This is a genomic window from Catenibacillus scindens, from assembly GCF_014202115.1.
In the GTDB taxonomy this organism is placed as follows: domain Bacteria; phylum Bacillota; class Clostridia; order Lachnospirales; family Lachnospiraceae; genus Catenibacillus; species Catenibacillus scindens.
Window position 1 is genome coordinate 46,290 of record NZ_JACHFW010000009.1, and the last position, 22,333, is coordinate 68,622.

Sequence of the window (22,333 nt, forward strand, 5' to 3'; positions counted from 1 at the left end):
TTTTACCGTCAGAATGCTACCATTTTAAACAGGATACAGGTTATGCTATATCCTCAGACAGTATAAGCAGGAGGTTTTTTTATGACCATCACAACCATCGGTTTTGCGGGTCTTGGGCTCATCGGCGGTTCCATCGCGAAAGCCCTGCGCCGGGTCCGCTCCGATTTAAATATTATCGCGTTTGACCCGGACCGGGACAGCCTGACCGCTGCCCTGGCCGACGGCACGCTGAATCAGGCTCACGACACATTATCCCAGGGTTTTTCTCAGTGCGATATTATATTTTTATGTGCGCCTGTAAAAATTAATATACAAAATCTGCAACTGCTGGCCCAGGTTGCCAATCCCCGGTGTATTTTCACCGATGTGGGAAGCGTCAAATCTCCCATCGACCAGGCCGTTCACACAATGGGGCTGTCATCACGCTTTATTGGCGGACATCCCATGGCAGGTTCAGAAAAGAGCGGTTATGCCAGCGCAAACGACAGGCTCCTTGAAAATGCCTACTACATCCTGACCCCCACGCCAGACGTTCCCCGGAACGCAGTCGAAGCCATGACAGAACTTGCAGCGGCCATCAGCGCTATTCCCGTTTTGCTTGATGCCAACCGGCACGACTTTATCAGCGCGGCTATCAGCCATCTTCCCCATATGATCGCCTATGCCCTGGTCAACCTTGTCCGGGACCAGGATGACCACCAGCAGCATATGCGTATGCTGGCTGCGGGAGGCTTTAAAGATATTACCCGGATCGCCTCCTCCTCACCGGTAATGTGGCAGCAGATCTGCGGGGAGAATAAAGAAAATCTTTTAAAGATCATGGATACCTATATTCAAAGTCTCCAGGAACTTTCTCTTGATATAAAAAACGGCGCCGATGACCAGATTTTAGACTTTTTTTCTCAGGCCAAAGATTACCGCGATGCCATTCCAAAAACCAATGCTAAGGGTAGTCTCGCTCCCCTTTACGAAATCTACGTAGATATCATTGACGAATCAGGAGCCATCGCCACCATCGCCACGATTCTGGCTACCAACGGCATCAGTATAAAAAATATTGGCATTATCCACAACCGCGAATTTCAGGAGGGGGCGCTGCGCATTGAATTTTATGAAAATGATGCAGCTCAGAAAGCCATCGACCATTTGAGGAAGTTTCACTACACTGTATATGAAAGGAATTAAAGCCATGATCATGAATCCTGTACATCGTCTGGAAGGTGAAATTACCGTTCCCGGCGACAAATCCATTTCTCACCGCAGTGTTATGCTTGGCTCCCTTGCCAAAGGAACTACTGTGGTTACACATTTTCTGGAAGGGGCAGACTGTCTCTCCTCCATACAATGTTTCCGGTCTCTGGGCGTAAAAATCCACAACGATCCGGACAAAGGTCTGGTTCGCATTGAGGGCAGAGGCCTTCACGGACTCCAGGCACCGGAACAAATTCTGGACGCGGGAAACAGCGGCACAACCACACGGCTGATTTCCGGTATATTATCTGCCCAGCCCTTTACCTCAATGATCACCGGAGATGCGTCCATCCAGAAGCGTCCTATGGGACGGATCATCACGCCTCTGTCTATGATGGGGGCTGAAATTGAAAGTATCCGGGGCAACGACTGTGCCCCGTTAAAAATTACCGGGCAAAACCTTCACGGTATCCACTACACCTCCCCTGTGGCTTCCGCCCAGGTAAAATCCGCCATTTTGCTGGCCGGACTTTATGCTCAGGGAACAACCCGGATCACGGAGCCATCCCTCTCCCGAAACCACAGCGAATTAATGCTCTCCGCCTTTGGGGCAAAGGTTTCCAGCATTCCCGATGGCAGCAAAAGTTACACGGCGGCTATCCATCCAGCCGATGAGCTTTACGCCATAGATATTTCTGTCCCCGGAGATATTTCCTCCGCCGCATATTTCATCGCCGCCGGCCTTATTGTGCCAAATTCCTGTATCACTATAAAAAACGTTGGGATCAATCCTACACGGGACGGGATACTTCGTGTATGTAAAGCTATGGGAGCCAACATCACTATGGAAAACATCCACAACGAAGGGATGGAACCGGTGGCGGATATAACCGTCCGCTCCCAGAGCCTCCACGGAACAGTTATCGGGGGAGAGCTGATCCCCACTCTCATTGATGAGATCCCGGTCATCGCCGTCCTCGCCTGCTTTGCCAGCGGTACCACCATTATCAAAGACGCAGCCGAACTTAAAGTCAAAGAATCCAACCGGATTGACACTGTTGTTGAGGCCCTGTCCGCCATGGGCGCCAGGATCACAGCCACAGAGGACGGCATGATCATTGAAGGCGGCGCACCGCTTCACGGCGCAAAGATTCAAAGCTATGATGACCACCGCATTGCTATGGCATTTTCAGTGGCAGCCATGAACAGTGAAAGTCCCGTGGAGATTGTCGGCGCAGAATGCATCCGCATTTCCTATCCGGACTTTTTTGGTGATCTAAATGCATTAAGATATTGAGATGTTGAAGTCCAACTATGGTAAACGATAAATACATTTGTCGTTTACTAAAAATATGCTCCTGGCGTATTACATTGATAAAAAAGTAACAATTTTTCGTCCGTTTTTTTCTAAAATTGACTGTTTTTCACAAATTTTATTATAATGTTATTTTTTTCACAAAAAACTATTGCATATTCTCCGAAAAAGTCTATAATGGGTGTTGTTAAAAAAATATCAATACATATTTGGAGGAGTGACTCTTATGGCACGTTTTACATTACCAAGAGACTTATACCATGGAAAAGGAGCTTTAGCCGAACTGAAAAACCTGAAAGGGAAAAAAGCGGTTGTCGTTGTCGGCGGCGGTTCCATGAAACGTTTTGGATTTTTAGATAAAGCTGTGAACTACTTAAAAGAAGCTGGCATGGAAGTGGCCCTGTTTGAAAATGTTGAGCCGGACCCCAGTGTTGACACCGTTATGCGGGGCGCTAAAATGATGGAAGAATTTGGCCCGGATTGGATCGTAGCCATGGGCGGCGGTTCACCTATTGACGCTGCAAAAGCCATGTGGGTATTCTACGAGTATCCAAATACTTCCTTTGAAGACCTGATCACACCATTTTCTTTCCCCACACTGCGGACAAAAGCTCACTTCTGCGCCATTCCATCTACTTCCGGGACAGCCACCGAAGTGACCGCCTTTAGTGTTATCACTGATTACAATAAAGGCATTAAATATCCTCTGGCAGACTTTAATATTACGCCGGATGTGGCCATTGTCGACCCAGATCTGGCAGAGACAATGCCTAAAAAACTTACAGCACACACCGGTATGGACGCCATGACCCATGCCATCGAGGCTTATGTTTCCACTATGCACTGCAACTACACAGATCCTTTGGCCCTCCATGCCATTAAGATGATCCACGATGATCTGAAGAAATCTTATGATGGCGATATGGAAGCCCGCGACCGTATGCATGATGCCCAGTGTCTTGCCGGTATGGCTTTCTCCAACGCCCTCCTTGGTATTGTTCATTCCATGGCTCACAAAACCGGTGCTGCGTACAGCGGCGGGCATATTGTCCATGGCTGTGCCAACGCCATGTATCTTCCAAGAGTGATCCAGTACAATGCCAAAGTAGACTCCGCTGCCCAGCGCTACGCTGAAATTGCCGATTTCATCCATCTTGGAGGAAACACCACAGAAGAAAAAGTGGCGGCCCTTGTTGCTGAGATTAAAAAGATGAACGATGCTCTGGATATTCCTAAATGCATTAAAGATTATGAAGGCGGAATTATCGACGAAAAAGAATTTATGGACAAATTATCTGATGTAGCCGCCCTCGCTATCAGCGATGCCTGCACAGGCTCCAATCCGAGAGTGCCTTCCCAGGAAGACATGGAAAAACTGTTAAAAGCCTGCTACTACGGTGAGGACGTTGATTTCTGATTCCACTGCCAATTCCGGCCGGGTCATAACCCTTTGACCCGGAAAACCCTTTTTATGGTAAACGGCAAATATATTTATCGTTTACTATATATAGTATATTTTCCATTCCCTGAAAAGAGCGCGCCCGCAAATTTTGCGGACACGCTCTTTTTTTTAAACAAAGACATAGCTTACAGGATATGATTTTCATGCCCCGTCAGCTTACTGAGGGGTATTTGACTTACAATTTGAAGTTTTTTCGTAGCCGGTTCCATACAACCGCCTGAAAATAATCATAGGCTTTATCGTAGACAAACAGAACAACCTGTGCGCCGACGATGAGCCCGGCCAGTATTGCCGGCGAAATCGCCCCCGGATATATAAGCTGAGGGAGTAAAAATAAGATGGGCAAAAACATTACATTAAACATAATGTACCGCACAGCCCAAAATAGGGCGGTCCGGTGCTTTAATGTCTTAGCGTCGGCAATCTTTTCAAATGCAAATTCCCGCACATAAATATAAAGGCTCATTCCGCCATAGGTGATCATATAGAGCTTATTGGGAGCCAGGAAAAATCCCAGCAGGATACCGGCGATCAGAAAGGCAAAACCTGCGTAAAGGCCGCACTCCCGCACAGCAATCCCTGTACAGAAAGCGGCTGCCGCCATAAAAAATAATGTACTAGGCTCAAAATAACCGCCAATAAGGGTCAGCACCATAGCCACTGCCAGCAATAATCCCAAAAAGGCTGTCTTTTTTGCGTTTACATGCATGAGCAAAGATCTCCTCCCATACATTCACAGCAGGTATCCGCAATCCACAGATCACAGCAGCAGTTTCCCGTACTGAAAGGCGGCCTGCCGCCGTAGTTTTGTCCGGCTCCCTGATAACGGCTTGTGCGCCACTGCATCTGATTCAAGAAATTCCGATACTCCGGATTTCCCGGATCCATATTCACTGCCTGGGTAGCGTCGTTCATGGCCTGAACATTATTTCCTATACCGGCATTTGCCACGGCACTATAATAATACCACCGGGCGTCACGATTTCGGATACCGCTTAAAACATTTAAGGCGTCCCTGTAACGTCCATTGTTAATGAAGTTTCCTGCGGCAGTCAGCTCCACGTTGGCATCACCTGAGGACTGGTAACCGCCACTATAGCCGCCGCCATAATTTCCGCTGTTCCCACCGCTGTAACTCCCACCTCTGGATCGCTCATCCATGATCTGCTTATATGCATCCTGGACTTCTTTAAACTTCTCCTCCGCCAGATCAGCCAGCGGATTATCATTGTAAGAATCCGGATGATACTTTCTGCTCAGGTTGCGGTATGCTTTTTTAATTTCTTCATCCGATGCATTGGGGGACACCCCAAGCACACTATATGGATCTGTCATTGATAACTTCCTTCCTTTTCTTTCTCATCTTTCGGACATCTGCCCGGTCCGCATTTTTTACAACCGGACCTGCCATCCTGCCCCTGTGCGCGTTCCTCTGCTTTTTTGTCAAATTTTTTCCATACTCCGGCATATAAAATATTGCGCAGAATCTCCGCGTCCTGTATACAGGGCAATTTCTCAAATTCTATTGTACACTCTGCCATCATCAGATTCAACATGAAATTGCAATCTTGTGTGAAATTTTCGTGTTCAAACTGTTCTTTCAGAGGGTTATAGCTGCCGCTTTCTATGTCTTTTTCTACATCATCAAAAGCATCCATAATGTAAATAAACTTTCCCAGAAAAAATCCCAGACGTTTCAGATTATCTTCCCAGACATCCTTTTCGTAGACTAAAATCGTTTCCATGATCTTGCCAAAACATCCGGCAACCCGGTCAATACTTCTCTCATTCTCAAGCTCAAGCTCATGAAGCCGGTGAAGCCAATAAGCCATAGCCCGGCTTTTCTTCGGATATTTCTTTTTCAGTTTTCTGTAAGTCCCACGAAGAATTCCCGCGCCCACACAGCCGGCTTTGCTGCCCTCGTCTTTCCAGTCATCCATAAGATGATGATAGGTCAGCAGCATATTCATGTCTGCGCCATATTCTGTAAATTTGTTCATAAGCATTTTCTGCTTTCTCACAGGATGAACTTTACACCGGTGTTCTTCTGCCTTTGGTTCACACTCATATAGGCTTGTCAGCAGCATAATAAGAAATGTCATATCATAGGTCAGCGTCATCTGGCCCACAAAACCGTACTTTTTCTTTAATACATGACACAGGCCACAGTAATAAGCTTTATATTCCTGATATTCTTTTACTTTCAGTTCCGGCTCGTTAGCCGTCACATAACCAAACATAATGTATCCTCTCTTAAATTTTTTCCGCTGGATTTGCCGGGCAACTCACGACGTTTATTCACATGGGTAGCGAAGCCCCCACATTCCCCGGATGCGGTCCATAATACGCATATTTTCCAGGGTGACTACCCAGGGCAGCCTTGAACTTTCCAAGTCTCCCCGTCTAATACAAGACTCAGCTTCCCGGATGACATATTCAAAACCATTGACATCGTGAGGAAACTTAACCGTCAGTGGAGCCTCAAAATTTTTCTCCAGCACAACCTTCTCACACTTAGTAAAATGATCTAGGATGATCTTTCCATATTCCCCGGAGATCACCGCGCCGCAGCCAAGATCCGAGACAACAGAGGCGCTCAGATGGGCTATTCTGCGTCCTCCCCGATAAACAAATATAATGCTCTCATGTTCGTCCGTCTGTGCTTCCCCAATATACGCCTGTGTTTTAATATCCTCAATATCAAAGCCAAGAATCATTGTTGCCAGAGTAATCGGGTAAATACCAATATCAAGAAGGGCTCCGCCGCCAAGTTCTCGATTAAACCACCTGGAATCAGGAAAGCCCTGGGCCGGAAAGCCATAAAAGCAATCGACAAAGCGAACTTCCCCGATAGCGCCCTCGTCAATCCACTGGCGCACCTGTCCGATAGCCGGCAAAAACCGGGTCACCATATTTTCCATAAAAAACACATTATGGTCATAGGCCATATCAATCATATGCTGAATCTGTCCGGCATTCATCCCCACCGGCTTTTCACACAGCACATGCTTTCCCGCCTTCATGGCAGCCACAGCGTATTCGCAGTGCATGGGGTGGGGGACAGCAATATATACAGCATCAATGGCAGGATCTTTGAGCATCTTTTCATAACTTTCATAGGCTTTTGTCACATGGCTGCCTTTCGCGAATTTATATGCTTTTCCATAGTTTCGGGAGGCTACGCCGTAAACATTCACTGTATCCTCCATACGGTACACTGTTTCCGCAAATTTGCGGGCAATACGCCCTGTTCCAGCAATTCCCCAGTTAAGCATCTTTTTACCTCCATAACTTTGGATTTTACCGTACCTATTCAGCCGCGCAAACGGCGGTAAAGCAGCGTTAGCTGCAGGAATCCGAGATGTATGGCTGAATAGTTACGATTTTTCTTTTATACTACCACACTCTACCTGAAACCTCAATGCTGTTAAAACTATTGTCCCTTTTCTTTAAATCAGGTACAATAAGTCACATAGCCCGCAGCAAGCTGGCAGGGCATGGAAATCATGTGTAAAGGAGGCGTTAATTATGCTTACTATTGATCGTTTTGAGGGCAATTGGGCCATCTGTGAGAATGAAAACGGACAAACTGTCCGGATTTCCAGAAATCTTCTGCCTAAGGGCTGTTTGGAAGGGGATACCCTGGAGGAAGTCCAAGCTAAGGAAGATCGGGAAGATGCCGCCGGAAAGGTTTACAGGAAGGTGGATAACAGTCAGCGGCGCAAAGATATGCGGGCAAAAATGAAAAACCTGTACCACTAGCGAAAGAAAAAAACATAACCGTTCAGGCATCTAAACTGCCGCAGCAACTCCTCTGGTTTTCCAAAGGCCGGGTTGACAACAGCCCTGGAATTTAATATAATAGCCAAAGCATATCCTTGTTCCGGCAGCGGATATAATAAACCGTCCCGGCAGCTAAGGACAGCCAAAAACCAATGAAAATAAAGGAAAAGGTGAAGCAAATGAGCAACTTAATGCAGGAATGGGAGAAAATTGTTACCCAGTACAGTAAGGATGCGGCATCACAGCAGAAGTTCTGGACCAATTATTATTTAAAAGAAAAAGAAGTATATGAACAGCTCCTGACAGAACCGGTGGAAGTTGTCACCGGAACTGTGGAAGAACTGGCAAAAAAATACGGCATCGAGACACCCTTAATGTTAGGATTTCTTGACGGGATCAACGAGAGTATCAAAGACCCCAATCCCATCGAAGACCTGGAAGCGGACTCTACAGTAACTCTGGACATTGATCTTGAAAAACTGTATTATAATATGGTTGCCGCAAGAGCAGACTGGCTTTACAATCTGCCCCAGTGGAACAGCCTGTTAAGTGAAGAGCGCCGCAAAGAGCTTTACAAACAGCAGAAAAGCTCAACCACTGTTGTCAAGGGCAAGAAGATCGGTCGCAATGATCCATGTCCATGCGGCAGCGGCAAAAAATACAAATTCTGCTGCGGAAGAAACAAATAAATTTTCCGGCCACAGGTTCATATCCTGCGGCCGGATTTTTCATATCACAGGAAACTATTCCCTGTTCTTTAATTTCGTGTTCTTTAATTATCTGTTCTATCCGTTCAGTCGAAGATCCTCGCTGATCAGATCCATAACCCGCTCTACCGTGTGATCGTCAAAGGGATTGCTCAGTCCCCCGACCTTTAACAGATCAAAATAGCCTTTGCTCCCGCCGGCGCAGCAGAACTTATAATAGCCCTCCCAGGCTTTTTCCGGATCCTGTTTCATGCGGCCATAAAATTCAAAGGCGCCCATTTGGGCAAGGGCATAATCAATATAATAGAAGGGAAAAAGGAAAATATGCTGTTTTTGCATCCAGAAACCGCCGCTTTCGAGAAATTCATTGCCGTCGTAAGCTCTCCAGGGCATGTATTTCTTTTCAAGCTCTCTCCAGATTTTCCGGCGCTGCGCCGCGTTATCCGCCATCTCCTCAAACACCCGGTGCTGAAACTCGTCAACACAGGCCATATAAGGTATACAGCACAGGGAAGATACTAAATGGGCGTAGCGGTACTGATCCGCTTTTTCTCCAAAAAACAGTTCCATCCACGGATGGGTGAAATACTCCATGGACATCGAATGAATCTCACTGATCTCAGCCGTTGACCATACCTGCTCTGTCAGCGGGAAAATGCGGGATGCGCTGTAAGCCTCAAAAGCATGTCCGGCCTCATGGGTCAGTACATCCACATCCGCACTGGTTCCGTTAAAATTAGAAAAAATAAAGGGCGCCTTATATTTAGACAAAAATGTACAGTAACCGCCCTGACGTTTTCCCGGCTTTGTCTCAAGATCAAAAAGCTGGTTTTCCACCATAAAATCAAAAAATTCGCCCGTTTCCTTTGACAATTCCCCATACATCTTCTTTGCCTTAGCCACAAGTTCATGAGAATTTCCTTCAGGCACAGCGTTTCCCTCTGGAAATACAAGGGCTTCATCATAATAATACAAATGATCAATTCCCAGGCGCCGCCGCTGCTGATCGTACAGTTTTTGGCAGACAGGGACGATATGCTCCACAATCTGGCGGCGGAAATTAGCCACTTCTTCCCGGCCGTAATCAAAACGTCCGTTGTAATGATAAGCCATTTCAATATAATCCTTAAATCCCAAAACTCCGGCCATTTTCACCCGGACACGGACAAGCTGGTCATAAATATTATCCAATTCGCCGGCCACAGAAGCGTAAAGATTTGCCCAGGCATTAAAAGCTTCCCGGCGCACCGAGCGGTCTTTACTTTCCATATATTTTAAAAGTCCGTAAAAATTCACTTCTTCTCCGTGAAATGTTGTAGTACAGACCGCTGAAGCTTTAGCATACTGGCGAGTCAGGCGGTTTTCTTCCACCCGGTTGGCAACATTTTCCTCACTGGCAAATCGGATCTGGTTTTTAAGATTTTTAATGTATATATTCCCAAATTCCTTTTCAAAATCCTGTACAAAAGGTGACTGAAGAATGATCTGGCTGACCTCTTTCATCTCCACCTGAATCTGGGGAATGGCCTTCTCATAAAATTCCATCTCCTGCTCATAAAAAGGATCAGCGGTATCAATGGTGTTGCGTATATCCGCCACCGTATTCATTGTGTCCAGATCTATCTGGGCTTTTTCCAGAGCCAGGAAAAGATCCCTGGCCTGGGAATAATCTTTCGCTTTTGGAAATTCCTCTGTAAATTCTCTGATCTTTTGGGATAACTCCTGAATATCAGGACGTTTATAAACAATTTGTGAAAATTTCTCCATATATGATCATCCTTTCTTTTTGTGTTTTCTTCAGCAACAGTAAATATACCGGATCAATAGCCGCTTCCACCATTTCTGGCGCCGGATCAGCCGGTCTGAGATCCTCTGATAAAACTGCCAGCTCCAGCGCCACTGCTCCTCGCTGACACCGTCCCGGCTAAATGCCGCCGCGTTTGCCAGATCACTGAGTATTTTCAGATCGTCGGTCTGAATAAATTCAAAAGCCTGCTCCACAGATTTATAATATTCTTCCTCATCTTCCCAGGCCGCCAGATCAAATCCACAGATTTTTAAAAGTCTGCGAATATTTCCATAAATAGCCACAACCCCTTTACTTCTGTTTTTCTGGCGCATACGTCTTATGCGCTGCTTTCTCACGGCAGCAGCCCGAAACAGAATCAGCAAAGCTGCGAGAATAATAATCCCTGCTGCGGCAAGACCGAACCACAGAAATCTAAATAACACAGTGCCAAAATATCCCTGGCCGTTATCTCTGTTTTCCGAAAACGCCCCGTCATTACCATTATTATTACCGTTATCTCCTGTCTCATTCTCAGGCGCCTGTGTATCGGAAGATGCCTGAGTATCTTCAGTCATATTCTGAGCATCCTCAGTCTGGGTCTGGCTTTGGGATTCTGTCTCCGTGGAGTTACTTTCGCTACTTTCCCCGGTAAGCTCCTGTGAATTATAGTAAGTTGGAGTTACTTCTACCGGAACCCAGCCTACCTGATCCAGGTACACTTCTGTCCAGGCGTGGGCCTGATGGTCGTAAACAGTAGCCACAAATCCGCTGTCATCCGGTGAAAAATTCCCCGGAACAAGAATATACCCTTCCACGTAACGGGCCGGGACACCCATATTCCTCAGCAAAAGCGTGGCCGCTGTGGCAAAATGCATACAGTAGCCTCTTCGGTTTTCCATAAGAAAATACTCTGTATAATCATAGCCTTCCGGGAGATCTCCCGGCGTCAGACTGTAAGTACAGGTCTGCCCCAAAAGCTGGCGCACATAGGCGATCTTCTCCTGGGTAGTCCCTGGGACAACACCCTGGGTAAACTGGTCCAGCATCTCCTTTGTCCCCTGAGGAACCTGAACATAATGCTCTTTTACAAAAGTCTGGTAAGCACTTTCCAGCTCTCCTATAGCGGGATATTGCTCTATATAGGAGGCGGCGTAGATTTGCAGATCCTCAAAATCTCCGGCAAGGGGATAAATCATAGGCGCGTAATCAAAATCTGAAACATTATCCATCCCCTGAATATACAGATCGTTAACCCAGCCTGAACCACTGTCAATGGCCGCTCCATAGGGCATAAAAACATAGCTGCCAAAAACCGCCCTTTTCTCAATGGTTATATGAGCCGTTCCAAAGTTCTCCAGCAAAGTGTAGGGCAGCCCTTTCAAATAGTTTTCTTCCTGACCGTCAATCTGATTTTCACTGATAAACTGGGAATATTCCCCACCAGTCTCGGATTCCCACCGGCTATTTAAGTATCTATCCCCCACATAAGCTTTAATATACATATTTGATGTGGGATTTTGATCCACTGAAACCACAAGCTGCTCATCACCATGATAATACAGATCCCCGGAGGATGCCAGATCTCCGCCGCTGATACCTCCCTGGGGAGTACCCTGATCCGTTCCCCAGTTTTCAAACCAATGGAGATTTTCCCTTGTCCAGTCCCTTAGCGTTTGCTGATATTGCATCAGCCTCTGTTCCTGAGGCAGCCCGGTCATACGGGTGATCCCAAAAGATAATCCCACGACAGCCGCCAGGGTCAGAATCATAAAGATTGCCGCTTTCCCACCGATTTTCGCCGAGGCGGATTTATCGCCACGGATATAAAAGTGGCCGGCCAGCGCCGTCAGTGTACCGTATTTTCCAAAACGGTGACCGGTATAACTGCCCACTGCCAAAATACAGCCAAAGAAGCAAAAACCAGCCGTCCAAAAAAGATCTGGCACCTGACCTACTAAAAAGGCGCCTGCGATGGCCAGGGTACCGGGGAAAAGTCCAAAAATCCCGCTCTTTAGCCCCCAAAAACAGATGGAAGCAAATATAACCAACAGCATTGCTATGAAAAAATAGACCTCAAAAGCCAACTCTCCGGACCATACACCTTCATCCACTGTCCCCTGAGAATAATACTGATCTACAAGAAGAGCAATACGCTCATAAATACTGTTAAATCCCACTGCTAAAGTTTTCATACGTAACCAGGCAAATATCCCCGCACCGGCACAGATAATAATAACGCCGCCCCAAAAAAACTGCCAGCGGACAGATAAAAGGGAGAAAACAGCGCACAAGATCAGCATTGTCAAAAAGATCCTTACGGCCGGAAAAATCATCCCCAGCCCACGAAAAAAAACGCAAAAAGCAGCAAACTGGATCATGACCATACACAACAGGACAAAGGCATTCCACAGAGGCGTCTCCAACCGTTGTTTTTTCCCGTCATAATATGAAGTTTTTTCCAGAAAGTGTATCCCGGTCCAATCCTCTTTCTTCATAAATCTCTCCATCTTTTTCCATCGTCAAGTCGGTATTTACAGATAAAAATGTACAAAAGCTTTCCGCACCCCACACTCTTGTATAAAACGCTTCCGCATTGTGAACAGGTACATGAGAATGGACATACATAAGCCGCCCCATATAAGCGTAGACATCCTCCTCTGATTCGATGGCATGGCGCTCCAGCGTCATATCTTTCTTGCACCATGCAATATAATGCCAGCACCGGGCTCTCGCCAGAGCCAGACTGACAGACAGTCCTGTTTCTATAACCTTTGTCATCCGGTCCAGCAGCCCTGCACTGTGATTAACTTTTTTATCGTGTTCTTTATCATCACTTTGGATCAATGAAAAGTTAAAAAAGACAACAACAGGATAACCTATCGGCCGCGAAAATTCTTTAACCATCATATCATCTGTGCGTGCGGTTAACTTCCAGTGTATCCGCTGCATCCGGTCCCCCTGGCGGAAAGGGCGTATGTCAAATACTTCAGATGGGTCGTCGCCACTCTTCTCTTTTGAAAAAGTATCGCTATCCCCAATAAAATCCCGGATTTTAGCGCTGATCTCAAAATTCATAGAAAAAAGCCGGGGGAACACAAGGATATCCAATGTCTGACCGCATTTTTTTGAAAATCCGAAAACTCTGAGATAACCGCTAACCCTGAAACGCTCCACTTCAATCCAGAGAACGCCGCAGCAATCCGACGACAGCCGGATAGTGACGCAAGCCTTTGTCCGGGCGTCAGCGTAGGTGCATATCCACTGTTTCTGGACAGTTCCCCCCATTTTATTTTTATAATTGACTTTGATCCAAAGATGGCTTATGGGAAGGAAGCCTTTATTATGAATGTGTACTGTCACCGGGATAATATCTCCGTTATGGACAAGTTTATCCGGCATATCAGCCAGGAGAGTTACACAGTGGCGCAGATAAAGGGCTGTAAAAAATTCCCACAGGAGGATTAAAACCATTCCGAGAAATACAATAAAAAACATCGGCTCTGTGTACATAATCAGCACATACAGGCAAAGTATCATACCCAGTAAATATACTGGCAAATTTTTCATTCCGTCCCTCCGATCCCTTATCTTGGCACCGGCTTTTGCACCGCCGATAAGATATGATCCAAAACCATCCGGGCATCGTACCCCGCAAGGCCGGCCCTGCCATCAAGAATCAGCCTGTGGGCCGCTACGTCCTTAAACACATCCGCCACATCGTCAGGCAGAACATAGTCCCTGCCTGCCAGAAAAGCCGCGCTTTTTGCCATTCGGCACAGTGCCAAAGTTCCCCTGGGACTGACTCCCAGCTTGATCATATCATTATTCCGGGTGGCATTGACCAGGGTAGCAATATATTCATATACCGCGTCATGAATATAAATCTGCTCAACGGACTTCTGACATGCAATAAGCATCGGGCCGTCCATCACCGGACGTACATGATCTAAGGGGTTTTCCGTATTTCTCCGTTTAATAATCTGAATTTCATTTTTAATATCCGGGTATCCCAGGCTAAAACAGATCATAAAGCGATCCAGTTGAGATTCCGGCAAAAGCTGTGTCCCCGCAGACCCTGTGGGATTTTGCGTGGCGATAACAATAAACGGCTCCGGCACATCCAGAGTATTTCCGTCAATCGTCACTTTCCCCTCCTCCATCACCTGCAAAAGAGCAGACTGTGTCTTTGGAGAAGTTCTGTTGATCTCATCTGCCAGAAACAGATTGGTCATCACCGGCCCTGCCACATAGCGAAAACTTTTCGTCTCTTTTTGAAACATATAAAAGCCTGTAACATCGCTGGGCAGCACATCCGGCGTAAACTGGACCCGCTTCTGCTTTAAAGCCATTGCCCTGGAAAATGCCAGGGCCATGGTCGTCTTTCCAACTCCCGGAATATCATCCATTAAAATGTGTCCGCCGGCAAGGATCGCCAGCATCACTTTTTTTATATAAATATCTTTGCCCGCCACAACTTTCCCCACTTCGCGGATCACGCTGCGCGGCGCATTTGCAAGATCACTCATAATTCTCCTCCTATGCGTTGTCTTTCGGAAATTCTCGCAGCTAACGCTGTTTTACCGCCGCTTACGCGGCCCAGTAGCTACCAAATTTTATTATAGCAGGTTTATATGTACAGGGCTACTCTTTTTCGGAACTCTGTTGCAAAAACAGGCAGCCAGGATTTTTCCTGACTGCCTGTTTAGGGCAAGCGCCGGCAGGGTAATTTATGACTACTCAGAACAACGTCCTGAACTGTTATGGTAGCGTTAACAGCCCTGCCCGTATATTTTTTTGTAAACAGTTTACTGTCCAAGGAGCATCCGGTCATTGGCAAATTCGCCGCCGCTGACCTGTTCAAATTTAGCCAGGAGATCGGACACCTGAAGATGCTTCTTTTCATCACCGGATATATCATAGATGATCTTTCCGTCATTCATCATAATCAGACGATTGCCATATTTAATAGCGTCTTTCATATTGTGAGTAATCATCAAAGTCGTAAGGTGACTTCTGGACACAATCTCATCGGTCATTTCCAGAACTTTTTTGGCTGTTTTGGGATCCAGAGCCGCTGTATGCTCATCCAGCAAAAGAAGTTTTGGCTCTTTGATAGTGGCCATAAGAAGGGTCAGAGCCTGGCGCTGGCCGCCGGACAGGAGGCCCACCTTGGCGCTGAGGCGGGATTCAAGGCCGAGATCTAAAGTCTTTAAAAGGTCCACAAACTGTTCCCGCTCCTTATTGCTGATCCCCCAGCGCAGACTGCGGCGTTTTCCCCGGCGGCGCGCCAGAGCAAGATTTTCCTCGATCCACATATCCCCGGCAGTTCCTTTTAAAGGGTCCTGAAATACCCGTCCAATATAGCGGGCCCGCTTATAATCCGGGTCGCGGGTCACATCATTCCCATCAATTTTGATGGTACCTTTTTCTACGCCAAAAACTCCGGCCACTGCATTGAGCATGGTGGATTTTCCAGCGCCATTGCCCCCGATCACCGTCACAAAATCTCCCGGTTCAAGGTGAAGATTCAGGCCGGTCAGAGCGTCTTTCTGAACAGGAGTCCCTATGTTAAAGGATTTATAAACATTGATAATATCCAGCATTTATGCGTCCTCCTTACTGCGATTTGACAAAATCCATGATTTTATTGACGGGGACACAAGACAAATAACCACAATGATGGCAGTGATCAGCTTTGTATCATTGGCTTCAATCCTGAATCCAAGAGTATCTTCAAAATTCAGGCGCTGGCCAAGAAGGAGTACCAGGGCGATAATAATCCGGTATACAATGGAACCAATAATAACCCCGGCAAGCCGGTGAAAATAGGTTCGCTTTGAGAAAATAACCTCGCCAATGATCACCGCCGCCAGACCGAAAACGATTGTTCCCACGCCCATCTGAATATCTGCGTATCCCTGATATTGAGCCAGAAGGCCTCCGGACATGGCGACCAGTCCGTTGCCGATGACAAGGCCAAGGACAACCATAATCTTAGTATTTGTTCCCTGAGCCTTCACCATATCCGGATTATTTCCCGTGGCTCTCAGAGCGCATCCGATCTCGGTACCGAAAAAGCAATACATAAGGATTATAAGAATAATGACAAAAATAAGGCCAACAATTAGACCGGACCACTGGGAAGGCACGCCCAGCTTTTCAATCTGAGAAAAGATGGTGTCCACATTTAAAAGACTCACATTGGCCTTTCCCATGACTCTTAAATTTACAGAGTACAGGGCGAACTGGCATAAGATTCCCGCCAAGAGATCAGGAATTTTAAACTTTGTATGAAGGACGCCAGTCACCAGACCTGCGATCATTCCTCCCAATGTGGCCAGAAGTATGGATAATATGGGGGCGATTCCCGCAGAAATATATACTGCCGACATAGCGCCGCCCAGGGTAAAGCTTCCGTCTACCGTCAGGTCCGCGTAATTTAAGACACGGTAGGTCAGATAAACACCCAGCGCCATAATCCCCCAGATCACGCCCAGGGTGGCCGCGGATTGTATATTATTTAATAATATAATAACCATTACAAATCTTTCCTTATCTTAAACGTATTTGCCCTATTGATCGGACAGGGGAGATTTCATCTTTCCATCCGCTCCCGCGATACCTCGCTCATCTCACAGCTTACGCTTTTCGATGGTCTGCGCTCCGCTTAGGTCGGCGTATCGCGACAAATGCAGGCGGCAACGGCCGCCTGCCAGATGTTATCCACGTAGGGACAGTATTAATAAACAGTTACTGCCTGGGATAAAATATCCTCAGGAATTGTTACACCGACACTCTCGGCGAAGGACTGGTTGACTACAAGGCCACAGTCTTCCTGGTTTTCCACAGGAATAACGGAAGCACTCTCTCCGTTAAAGATACGCACCGCCTGATTTGCAGTCTGACGTCCAAGTTCATAGTAATTGATCGCAGTTGTGGCAATACCGCCTTCCTGAATCATCGCCTCCACGGCACAAAATACTGGAAGCTGGTTTTCAACCGCAATATTGTTTACGGTCCCCATAGCGCTGGCAAATCCGTTGTCGGAAGGAATATAGATAGCGTCAACATTACCTACCACAGATGTGATCGTCTGCTGAATCTCGTTTGTATTAGACGCTGTGGCCACAGTCACATTAAATCCCAACGCTTCCGCAGCAGCCTGAGCTTCTTTGGCTTGGATCTCAGAGTTTGCCTCACTGGACGTATAAAGGATTCCAAGGTTTGCAGCATCCGGAAGGATGTCCTTGATCACCTGGATCTGATCTGCGATTACCGGCATGTCCACTGTACCTGTCACATTTTTCCCCGGAGCTTCATTGCTGTCAACAAGCTGAGCCTCAACAGCGTCTGTTACAGCGGTGAAAAGCACCGGTACGTCTGTATCGCTGAATGTATTGACCGCGGACTGAGCAGCCGGCGTGGCAATAGCCAGGACAAGGTCTACGCCGCTGTTTTTAAATGTATCACAAATACTCTGAGCTGTGCTTGTATCGCCCGATGCATTTTGGAAATCTACAGTGAGATTTTCACCTTCCACATATCCGGCCTCCTCAAGTCCGGCGAGAAAACCTTCATAGGCTTCATCCAGGGAAGCATGCTGGGTATACTGGATCACGCCAATGTGTACCGGTTCTCCTGTGGCTGTACTGGCTGCATCACCAGATGCCTGGGAATCCGCTGCGGACTGAGGGCTTTCTGCGCCTGAGGTCTCTGTTGATGAAGCCGCAGATGTGTCGCCCGCACTATCACCGGAACCGCAGGCAGCCAGAACAGAGGCAGCCAGCGCCGCAGATAAAAGAATACTCATAAATTTTTTCATTGTTCGTCCACTCCTTAACAATTTATCACTGCATTAATGTGTAAAAGTCACAGCTTAAAGCAAAGCCGAATTATTACACTAATGTAAAAATTTTACCCTCTTTTATTTTAATTGTCAATGAAATTTTGTGTCAAAAAACAATCCGTATAAGCAGGAACCTCCATCAAAAGAGCAAAGGAGCGGCGCGCCAAAGATTTTTTCCTCTCTGCCAAAATGCGATCCTGCGCGAAAGGATTTTTATATCCTGGAAAACACCGTTGTCTGGGCTATAAAAAACGCCAAACCCCAAAGGGTCCGGCGTTTTTTATAGCGATCATACAGGATATACTTTATTTTCTGTGTCTGCCGCTGTTGGATCTATTTTTGTCTGCTGAGCCTCACGGTATTTGAAAAACTCTTCGGCAACCTGAGGGAACAGCGCATATGAAAGAACGTCCTCATCCTGCTGTTTCCACTGGGACATTTTTGCTTCGATCTCCTTCAACTGAGGTTTGATCAGATCCGCAGGACGGCAGGTAATAGGCTGTTCATCGCCGATGGCTTTTTTCTGGACTTCCGGATTAAAAGGCTTAACTGTCTGGCCGTATTCGCCGTGGAGAAGTGCCTTGCTCTCCTTCGTTACCATCTTATAGCGCTCACCCATAAGGACATTAAGAACTGCCTGAGTTCCCACGATCTGTGAAGACGGCGTTACAAGCGGCGGCTCGCCGAAATCTTTGCGGACTCTTGGGATTTCTTCAAGTACAGCGTCGTATTTATCCTCGGCATGTGCCTCTTTTAACTGGGACACCAGATTGGACAGCATACCGCCAGGAACCTGGTAAATAAGCGTCTTAATGTTAACGCCGAGAACTTTTGTACTCATCAGGCCGGAGGACAGCGCTTCCTCCCTAAGCGGCCGGAAATAATCGGCAATCTCAGCGAGAAGATGCTGGTCAATGCCTGTATCATAAGGGGTTCCTCTGAAAGTTTCCACCATAACTTCTGTCGCCGGCTGGCTTGTTCCCATAGCAAATGGAGACATGGCCGTGTCGATAACGTCCGCGCCCGCTTCAACAGCTTTCATATAGGTCATTGAAGCAACGCCGCTTGTATAGTGAGTATGGATCTGGATGGGAAGGTCTGTCGCTTCCTTCAGGGCGCTGACAAGCTCTGTTGCCGCGTAGGGAACCAGCAATCCGGCCATATCTTTGATACAGATGGAATGCGCGCCCATATCCTCGATTCTCTTGGCAATATCCTTCCAGTAATCCAGCGTATAGGCGTCACCTAATGTATAGGACAGGGCAACCTGGGCGTGACCCCCTTCTTTGATGGCCGCTTTAACAGATGTCTCAAGATTTCTCAGATCGTTTAAAGCGTCAAAAATGCGGATAATATCAATACCATTGGCAATGGATTTCTGTACAAAATATTCCACTACATCATCAGCATAATGGCTGTATCCAAGTATATTCTGGCCGCGGAAGAGCATCTGAAGTTTTGTGTTTTTAAAACCATCTCTCAGCTTGCGCAGTCTCTCCCACGGATCTTCTTTCAGGAAACGCAGGCAGGCGTCAAAGGTAGCGCCGCCCCAGCACTCTACTGAATGATAGCCAACTTTGTCCATTTTATCAATAATCGGCAGCATCTGCTCAGTTGTCATACGTGTGGCAATCAGAGACTGATGCGCGTCACGTAAAACGGTTTCAGTAATGCCTACCGGTTTTTTTGCTTGTTCTGACATTTTATTCTTCCTCCTTAATTATCTTACACCACACCAAAGAACGCCATAAATGCTCCGGCTGCTACAGCCGTACCGATAACGCCGGCCACGTTGGGACCCATAGCGTGCATGAGCAGGAAGTTGGTGGGATCAGTCTCCGCGCCGACTTTCTGGGACACACGGGCGGACATGGGCACAGCGGATACACCAGCGGAACCAATGAGAGGATTTACTTTGCCGTGGGTCACCGCGCACATAAGTTTTCCAAAAAGCACACCGGCGGCCGTACTGATGGCGAACGCGATCAGGCCGAGAGCGATGATCTTTAATGTTGTCAGATTCAAAAACGCCTCCGCGCTTGTGGTCGCGCCGACAGAAGTACCCAGCAAAATAACAATAATGTACATCATCGCGTTAGATGCGGTCTCTGTCAACTGTTTTACAACGCCGGATTCACGGAAAAGATTACCCAGCATAAGCATACCGATCAGCGGAGCTGTGGACGGCAGAATGAGAATAACGACAACAGCAACGACAACGGGGAACAAAATTTTCTCCAGCTTGGACACAGGGCGGAGCTGCTCCATCTTAATCGCTCTCTCCTTCTTCGTTGTGAGAAGACGCATAATTGGCGGCTGGATGATCGGCACCAGGGACATATAAGAATATGCCGCCACGGCAATGGGCCCCATCAGATCTGTCTGTCCCAGCTTTCCGGCCAGGTAGATGGACGTAGGGCCGTCAGCGCCGCCGATAATGGAGATCGCTGCCGCCTGTTCATTGGTAAAGCCCATTAAAATCGCTACAATGTAGGCGAAAAACACACCAAACTGAGCGGCCGCTCCAAGAAGAAAGCTCTTGGGGTTTGCGATGAGTGGACCGAAGTCCGTCATGGCACCTACGCCAAGGAAGATCAGTGAGGGCCAGATTCCCCATTCGTCTCCCAGATAAAAATAGTGAAGAAGTCCGGCGGATGTACTGCCATCGGCAGCCGCCTCCTCAATCGTTTTCATAATATCCGGATACAGGTTAACAAGCAGCATTCCAAATGAAATGGGAACAAGAAGCAGCGGTTCATACCCTTTTCTGATGGCAAGATACAGAAAAAAGCCGGCCACGGCGATCATGATAAAGTTCCCATAGGTCAAATTAAAAAATGCAGATTGATGAACCAGACTGTCCAGCGTTTCTAAAATGTAATCCATTTTTTAACCTCCCATGTTAGTCATAGCATCTTACTGTCACAAAATGGCAGCAGTCATAGCGGGATCGTTGTCCCAGTCTTTCGTTCATCAGTTTAAAGTAGCCAGAAGTGTGCCCGCTTCTACGGAGGCTCCGGCGGACACATCAATAGTAGCGATGGTGCCGTCTTCCGGCGCAACGATCTCGTTCTCCATCTTCATAGCTTCAAGGATCAGGATAACATCGCCTCTGCTCACGCTGTCGCCCACTTTTGCTTTAACATCCAGAATCTTCCCAGGCATTGGAGATGTGACGGAAATTGACCCTGGGGCACCAAAAGCAGCCGGAGCTGGCGCTGCGGAAGCTGCTGGAGCAGGAGCAGGGGCTGGCGCTGCGGCCCTTGGGGCGGGAGCTGGCGCTGGTGCTGCGGGAGTTGGCGCTGCAGGAGTTGCGGCGGCAAAAGGCATTACAGGAGCTGCTGTGCCGGCTTCCTCAACAGAAACTTCATAGCTTGTACCATTAACTGTGATAATATAATTTTTCATCTTAAAATCCTCCTAAAATCAGGCTTTCTGCCATTTATTCGTACTTCTCTTTTTAATAGAACGGACAACCAGGGAATCCACAGATGTATTCATGGATGCGGCAACAGCGGCTGTGATTACCGCCACAAGCTCCAGATCATCCACCTCTTCACTGGAAACAGGCGCCGGTGCCGGGGTTGGTGCAGCAACAGGAGCCGGTGCCGGTCTTTCCGGTTTCTGGCTTAAGGACTCTTTTTCTTTTTCCGCGCCTGCCGTACGGTTCTGGGCCTTATAGATAAATTTAAACAGGCTGATAATAAAGGCGATAAAAATCAGAACAATAAACACAATACCCATACCAAGCACTGTATTTAACGCTGCACTCTCAAGATTTTCCGCCAGGCTGTATACCGGTGAAAAAGCAAAAGAAACCATCTGCCCGGTCACATCATAACTTACAGTCACTGTAGCGTCCCGCTTTTCAAATACGGTTTCCAAAGTAACGGTGACACCGTCATCATCCTCGGTCACTGTGCATACATCGCTGTCCTGTGGTGTAAATGCGCCAAGTTCTTCCTTACTGTCCAGCCATGACTGATAGCTGTTTTTAATGGACAGGGCTGTTTCATCGTCATCTGCGATCAGCTTATTGTTCATATTAATAATAGACTCAATGTCGGAATCTGCCGTATCTTCCAGAGATGTAATCAGATTTTCAACATTATCCTGGAGCGTCGCCACATCATAATTAGATGAGGATGTAGCCTCGGTATCTGTCTGCGCACAGGCTGTCAGCGAAAGAATACAGATGAGCATGCACAAAAACGCAGTAAGCTTTTTCATGAAATATTCA

Annotated in this window: 20 protein-coding genes; 5 read left to right on the forward strand and 15 right to left on the reverse strand. The window is 47.2% G+C overall.

Going from position 1 to position 22,333, the window contains the following annotated elements:
• The first annotated feature begins 81 nt into the window (after positions 1-81).
• From HNP82_RS11195 to HNP82_RS11205, 3 genes are all read left to right on the forward strand, one after another.
• On the forward strand, positions 82-1,185 hold the full coding sequence (locus HNP82_RS11195; protein ID WP_183774675.1) for a prephenate dehydrogenase: 1,104 nt from the start codon (positions 82-84) through the stop codon (positions 1,183-1,185).
• A 4-nt stretch (positions 1,186-1,189) separates the two neighbouring features.
• Entirely contained in the window at positions 1,190-2,488 is a 1,299-nt protein-coding gene (aroA, locus tag HNP82_RS11200; RefSeq protein WP_183774679.1) for a 3-phosphoshikimate 1-carboxyvinyltransferase, read from the forward strand.
• 244 nt (positions 2,489-2,732) lie between these two features.
• On the forward strand, positions 2,733-3,923 hold the full coding sequence (locus HNP82_RS11205) for an iron-containing alcohol dehydrogenase (RefSeq protein ID WP_183774682.1): 1,191 nt from the start codon (positions 2,733-2,735) through the stop codon (positions 3,921-3,923).
• Between the two features lie 220 nt (positions 3,924-4,143).
• Here the strand turns inward: HNP82_RS11205 and HNP82_RS11210 are convergent, their stop codons facing one another.
• Genes HNP82_RS11210 through HNP82_RS11225 form a run of 4 tightly spaced genes read right to left on the reverse strand, consistent with a single transcriptional unit; the run spans position 4,144 to position 7,243 of the window.
• Complete coding sequence (locus HNP82_RS11210; protein ID WP_183774684.1) at positions 4,144-4,677, reverse strand: hypothetical protein; 534 nt, start codon at positions 4,675-4,677, stop codon at positions 4,144-4,146.
• A complete protein-coding gene (locus HNP82_RS11215; RefSeq protein WP_183774687.1) occupies positions 4,668-5,303 on the reverse strand; it encodes a J domain-containing protein in 636 nt (211 codons plus the stop codon). The genes HNP82_RS11210 and HNP82_RS11215 overlap by 10 nt, the downstream gene beginning before the upstream one ends.
• Positions 5,300-6,208, reverse strand: coding sequence for a DUF5685 family protein (locus HNP82_RS11220; protein ID WP_243164745.1), 909 nt, complete (start codon positions 6,206-6,208; stop codon positions 5,300-5,302). The genes HNP82_RS11215 and HNP82_RS11220 overlap by 4 nt, the downstream gene beginning before the upstream one ends.
• Positions 6,209-6,262: 54 nt before the next feature.
• Positions 6,263-7,243: a Gfo/Idh/MocA family protein gene (locus HNP82_RS11225; RefSeq protein WP_183774690.1), complete on the reverse strand. Its 981-nt coding sequence runs from the start codon at positions 7,241-7,243 to the stop codon at positions 6,263-6,265.
• A gap of 253 nt (positions 7,244-7,496) precedes the next feature.
• On the opposite strand from HNP82_RS11225, the gene HNP82_RS11230 reads away from it, so the two are divergent.
• Complete coding sequence (locus HNP82_RS11230) at positions 7,497-7,730, forward strand: DUF3006 domain-containing protein (RefSeq protein ID WP_183774693.1); 234 nt, start codon at positions 7,497-7,499, stop codon at positions 7,728-7,730.
• Between the two features lie 200 nt (positions 7,731-7,930).
• The gene (locus HNP82_RS11235; protein WP_330599549.1) at positions 7,931-8,440 is read left to right on the forward strand and encodes an SEC-C metal-binding domain-containing protein; all 510 of its coding nucleotides are present in this window, start codon (positions 7,931-7,933) and stop codon (positions 8,438-8,440) included.
• 96 nt (positions 8,441-8,536) lie between these two features.
• Here HNP82_RS11235 and HNP82_RS11240 read toward each other — a convergent pair whose 3' ends face one another.
• The 11 genes from HNP82_RS11240 to HNP82_RS11290 form a co-directional block, all read right to left on the reverse strand.
• On the reverse strand, positions 8,537-10,225 hold the full coding sequence (locus HNP82_RS11240; RefSeq protein WP_183774696.1) for a M3 family oligoendopeptidase: 1,689 nt from the start codon (positions 10,223-10,225) through the stop codon (positions 8,537-8,539).
• Positions 10,226-10,255: 30 nt separating this feature from the next.
• Positions 10,256-12,742, reverse strand: coding sequence for a transglutaminase-like domain-containing protein (locus tag HNP82_RS11245; RefSeq protein ID WP_183774699.1), 2,487 nt, complete (start codon positions 12,740-12,742; stop codon positions 10,256-10,258).
• Positions 12,687-13,814: a DUF58 domain-containing protein gene (locus HNP82_RS11250; protein WP_183774702.1), complete on the reverse strand. Its 1,128-nt coding sequence runs from the start codon at positions 13,812-13,814 to the stop codon at positions 12,687-12,689. The genes HNP82_RS11245 and HNP82_RS11250 overlap by 56 nt, the downstream gene beginning before the upstream one ends.
• Positions 13,815-13,831: 17 nt before the next feature.
• Positions 13,832-14,773 (reverse strand): AAA family ATPase, encoded by a 942-nt coding sequence (locus HNP82_RS11255; protein WP_183774704.1) that lies wholly within the window; start codon positions 14,771-14,773, stop codon positions 13,832-13,834.
• 279 nt (positions 14,774-15,052) lie between these two features.
• Positions 15,053-15,850 carry an ABC transporter ATP-binding protein gene (locus tag HNP82_RS11260; RefSeq protein WP_183774709.1) on the reverse strand — a complete coding sequence of 266 codons (798 nt, stop codon included), beginning with the start codon at positions 15,848-15,850 and terminating at the stop codon, positions 15,053-15,055.
• Positions 15,851-16,786: an ABC transporter permease gene (locus tag HNP82_RS11265; RefSeq protein WP_183774712.1), complete on the reverse strand. Its 936-nt coding sequence runs from the start codon at positions 16,784-16,786 to the stop codon at positions 15,851-15,853.
• A 200-nt stretch (positions 16,787-16,986) separates the two neighbouring features.
• On the reverse strand, positions 16,987-18,069 hold the full coding sequence (locus HNP82_RS11270) for an ABC transporter substrate-binding protein (RefSeq protein ID WP_183774715.1): 1,083 nt from the start codon (positions 18,067-18,069) through the stop codon (positions 16,987-16,989).
• Between the two features lie 313 nt (positions 18,070-18,382).
• Positions 18,383-19,795, reverse strand: a complete 1,413-nt coding sequence (locus HNP82_RS11275; RefSeq protein ID WP_183774718.1) for an oxaloacetate decarboxylase subunit alpha — start codon at positions 19,793-19,795, stop codon at positions 18,383-18,385.
• Positions 19,796-19,818: 23 nt separating this feature from the next.
• Positions 19,819-20,979 (reverse strand): sodium ion-translocating decarboxylase subunit beta, encoded by a 1,161-nt coding sequence (locus HNP82_RS11280; protein ID WP_183774721.1) that lies wholly within the window; start codon positions 20,977-20,979, stop codon positions 19,819-19,821.
• 87 nt (positions 20,980-21,066) lie between these two features.
• Positions 21,067-21,501 (reverse strand): acetyl-CoA carboxylase biotin carboxyl carrier protein subunit, encoded by a 435-nt coding sequence (locus HNP82_RS11285; protein ID WP_183774724.1) that lies wholly within the window; start codon positions 21,499-21,501, stop codon positions 21,067-21,069.
• Positions 21,502-21,519: 18 nt separating this feature from the next.
• A complete protein-coding gene (locus HNP82_RS11290) occupies positions 21,520-22,323 on the reverse strand; it encodes an OadG family protein (protein WP_183774727.1) in 804 nt (267 codons plus the stop codon).
• Between the last annotated feature and the right edge of the window lie 10 nt (positions 22,324-22,333).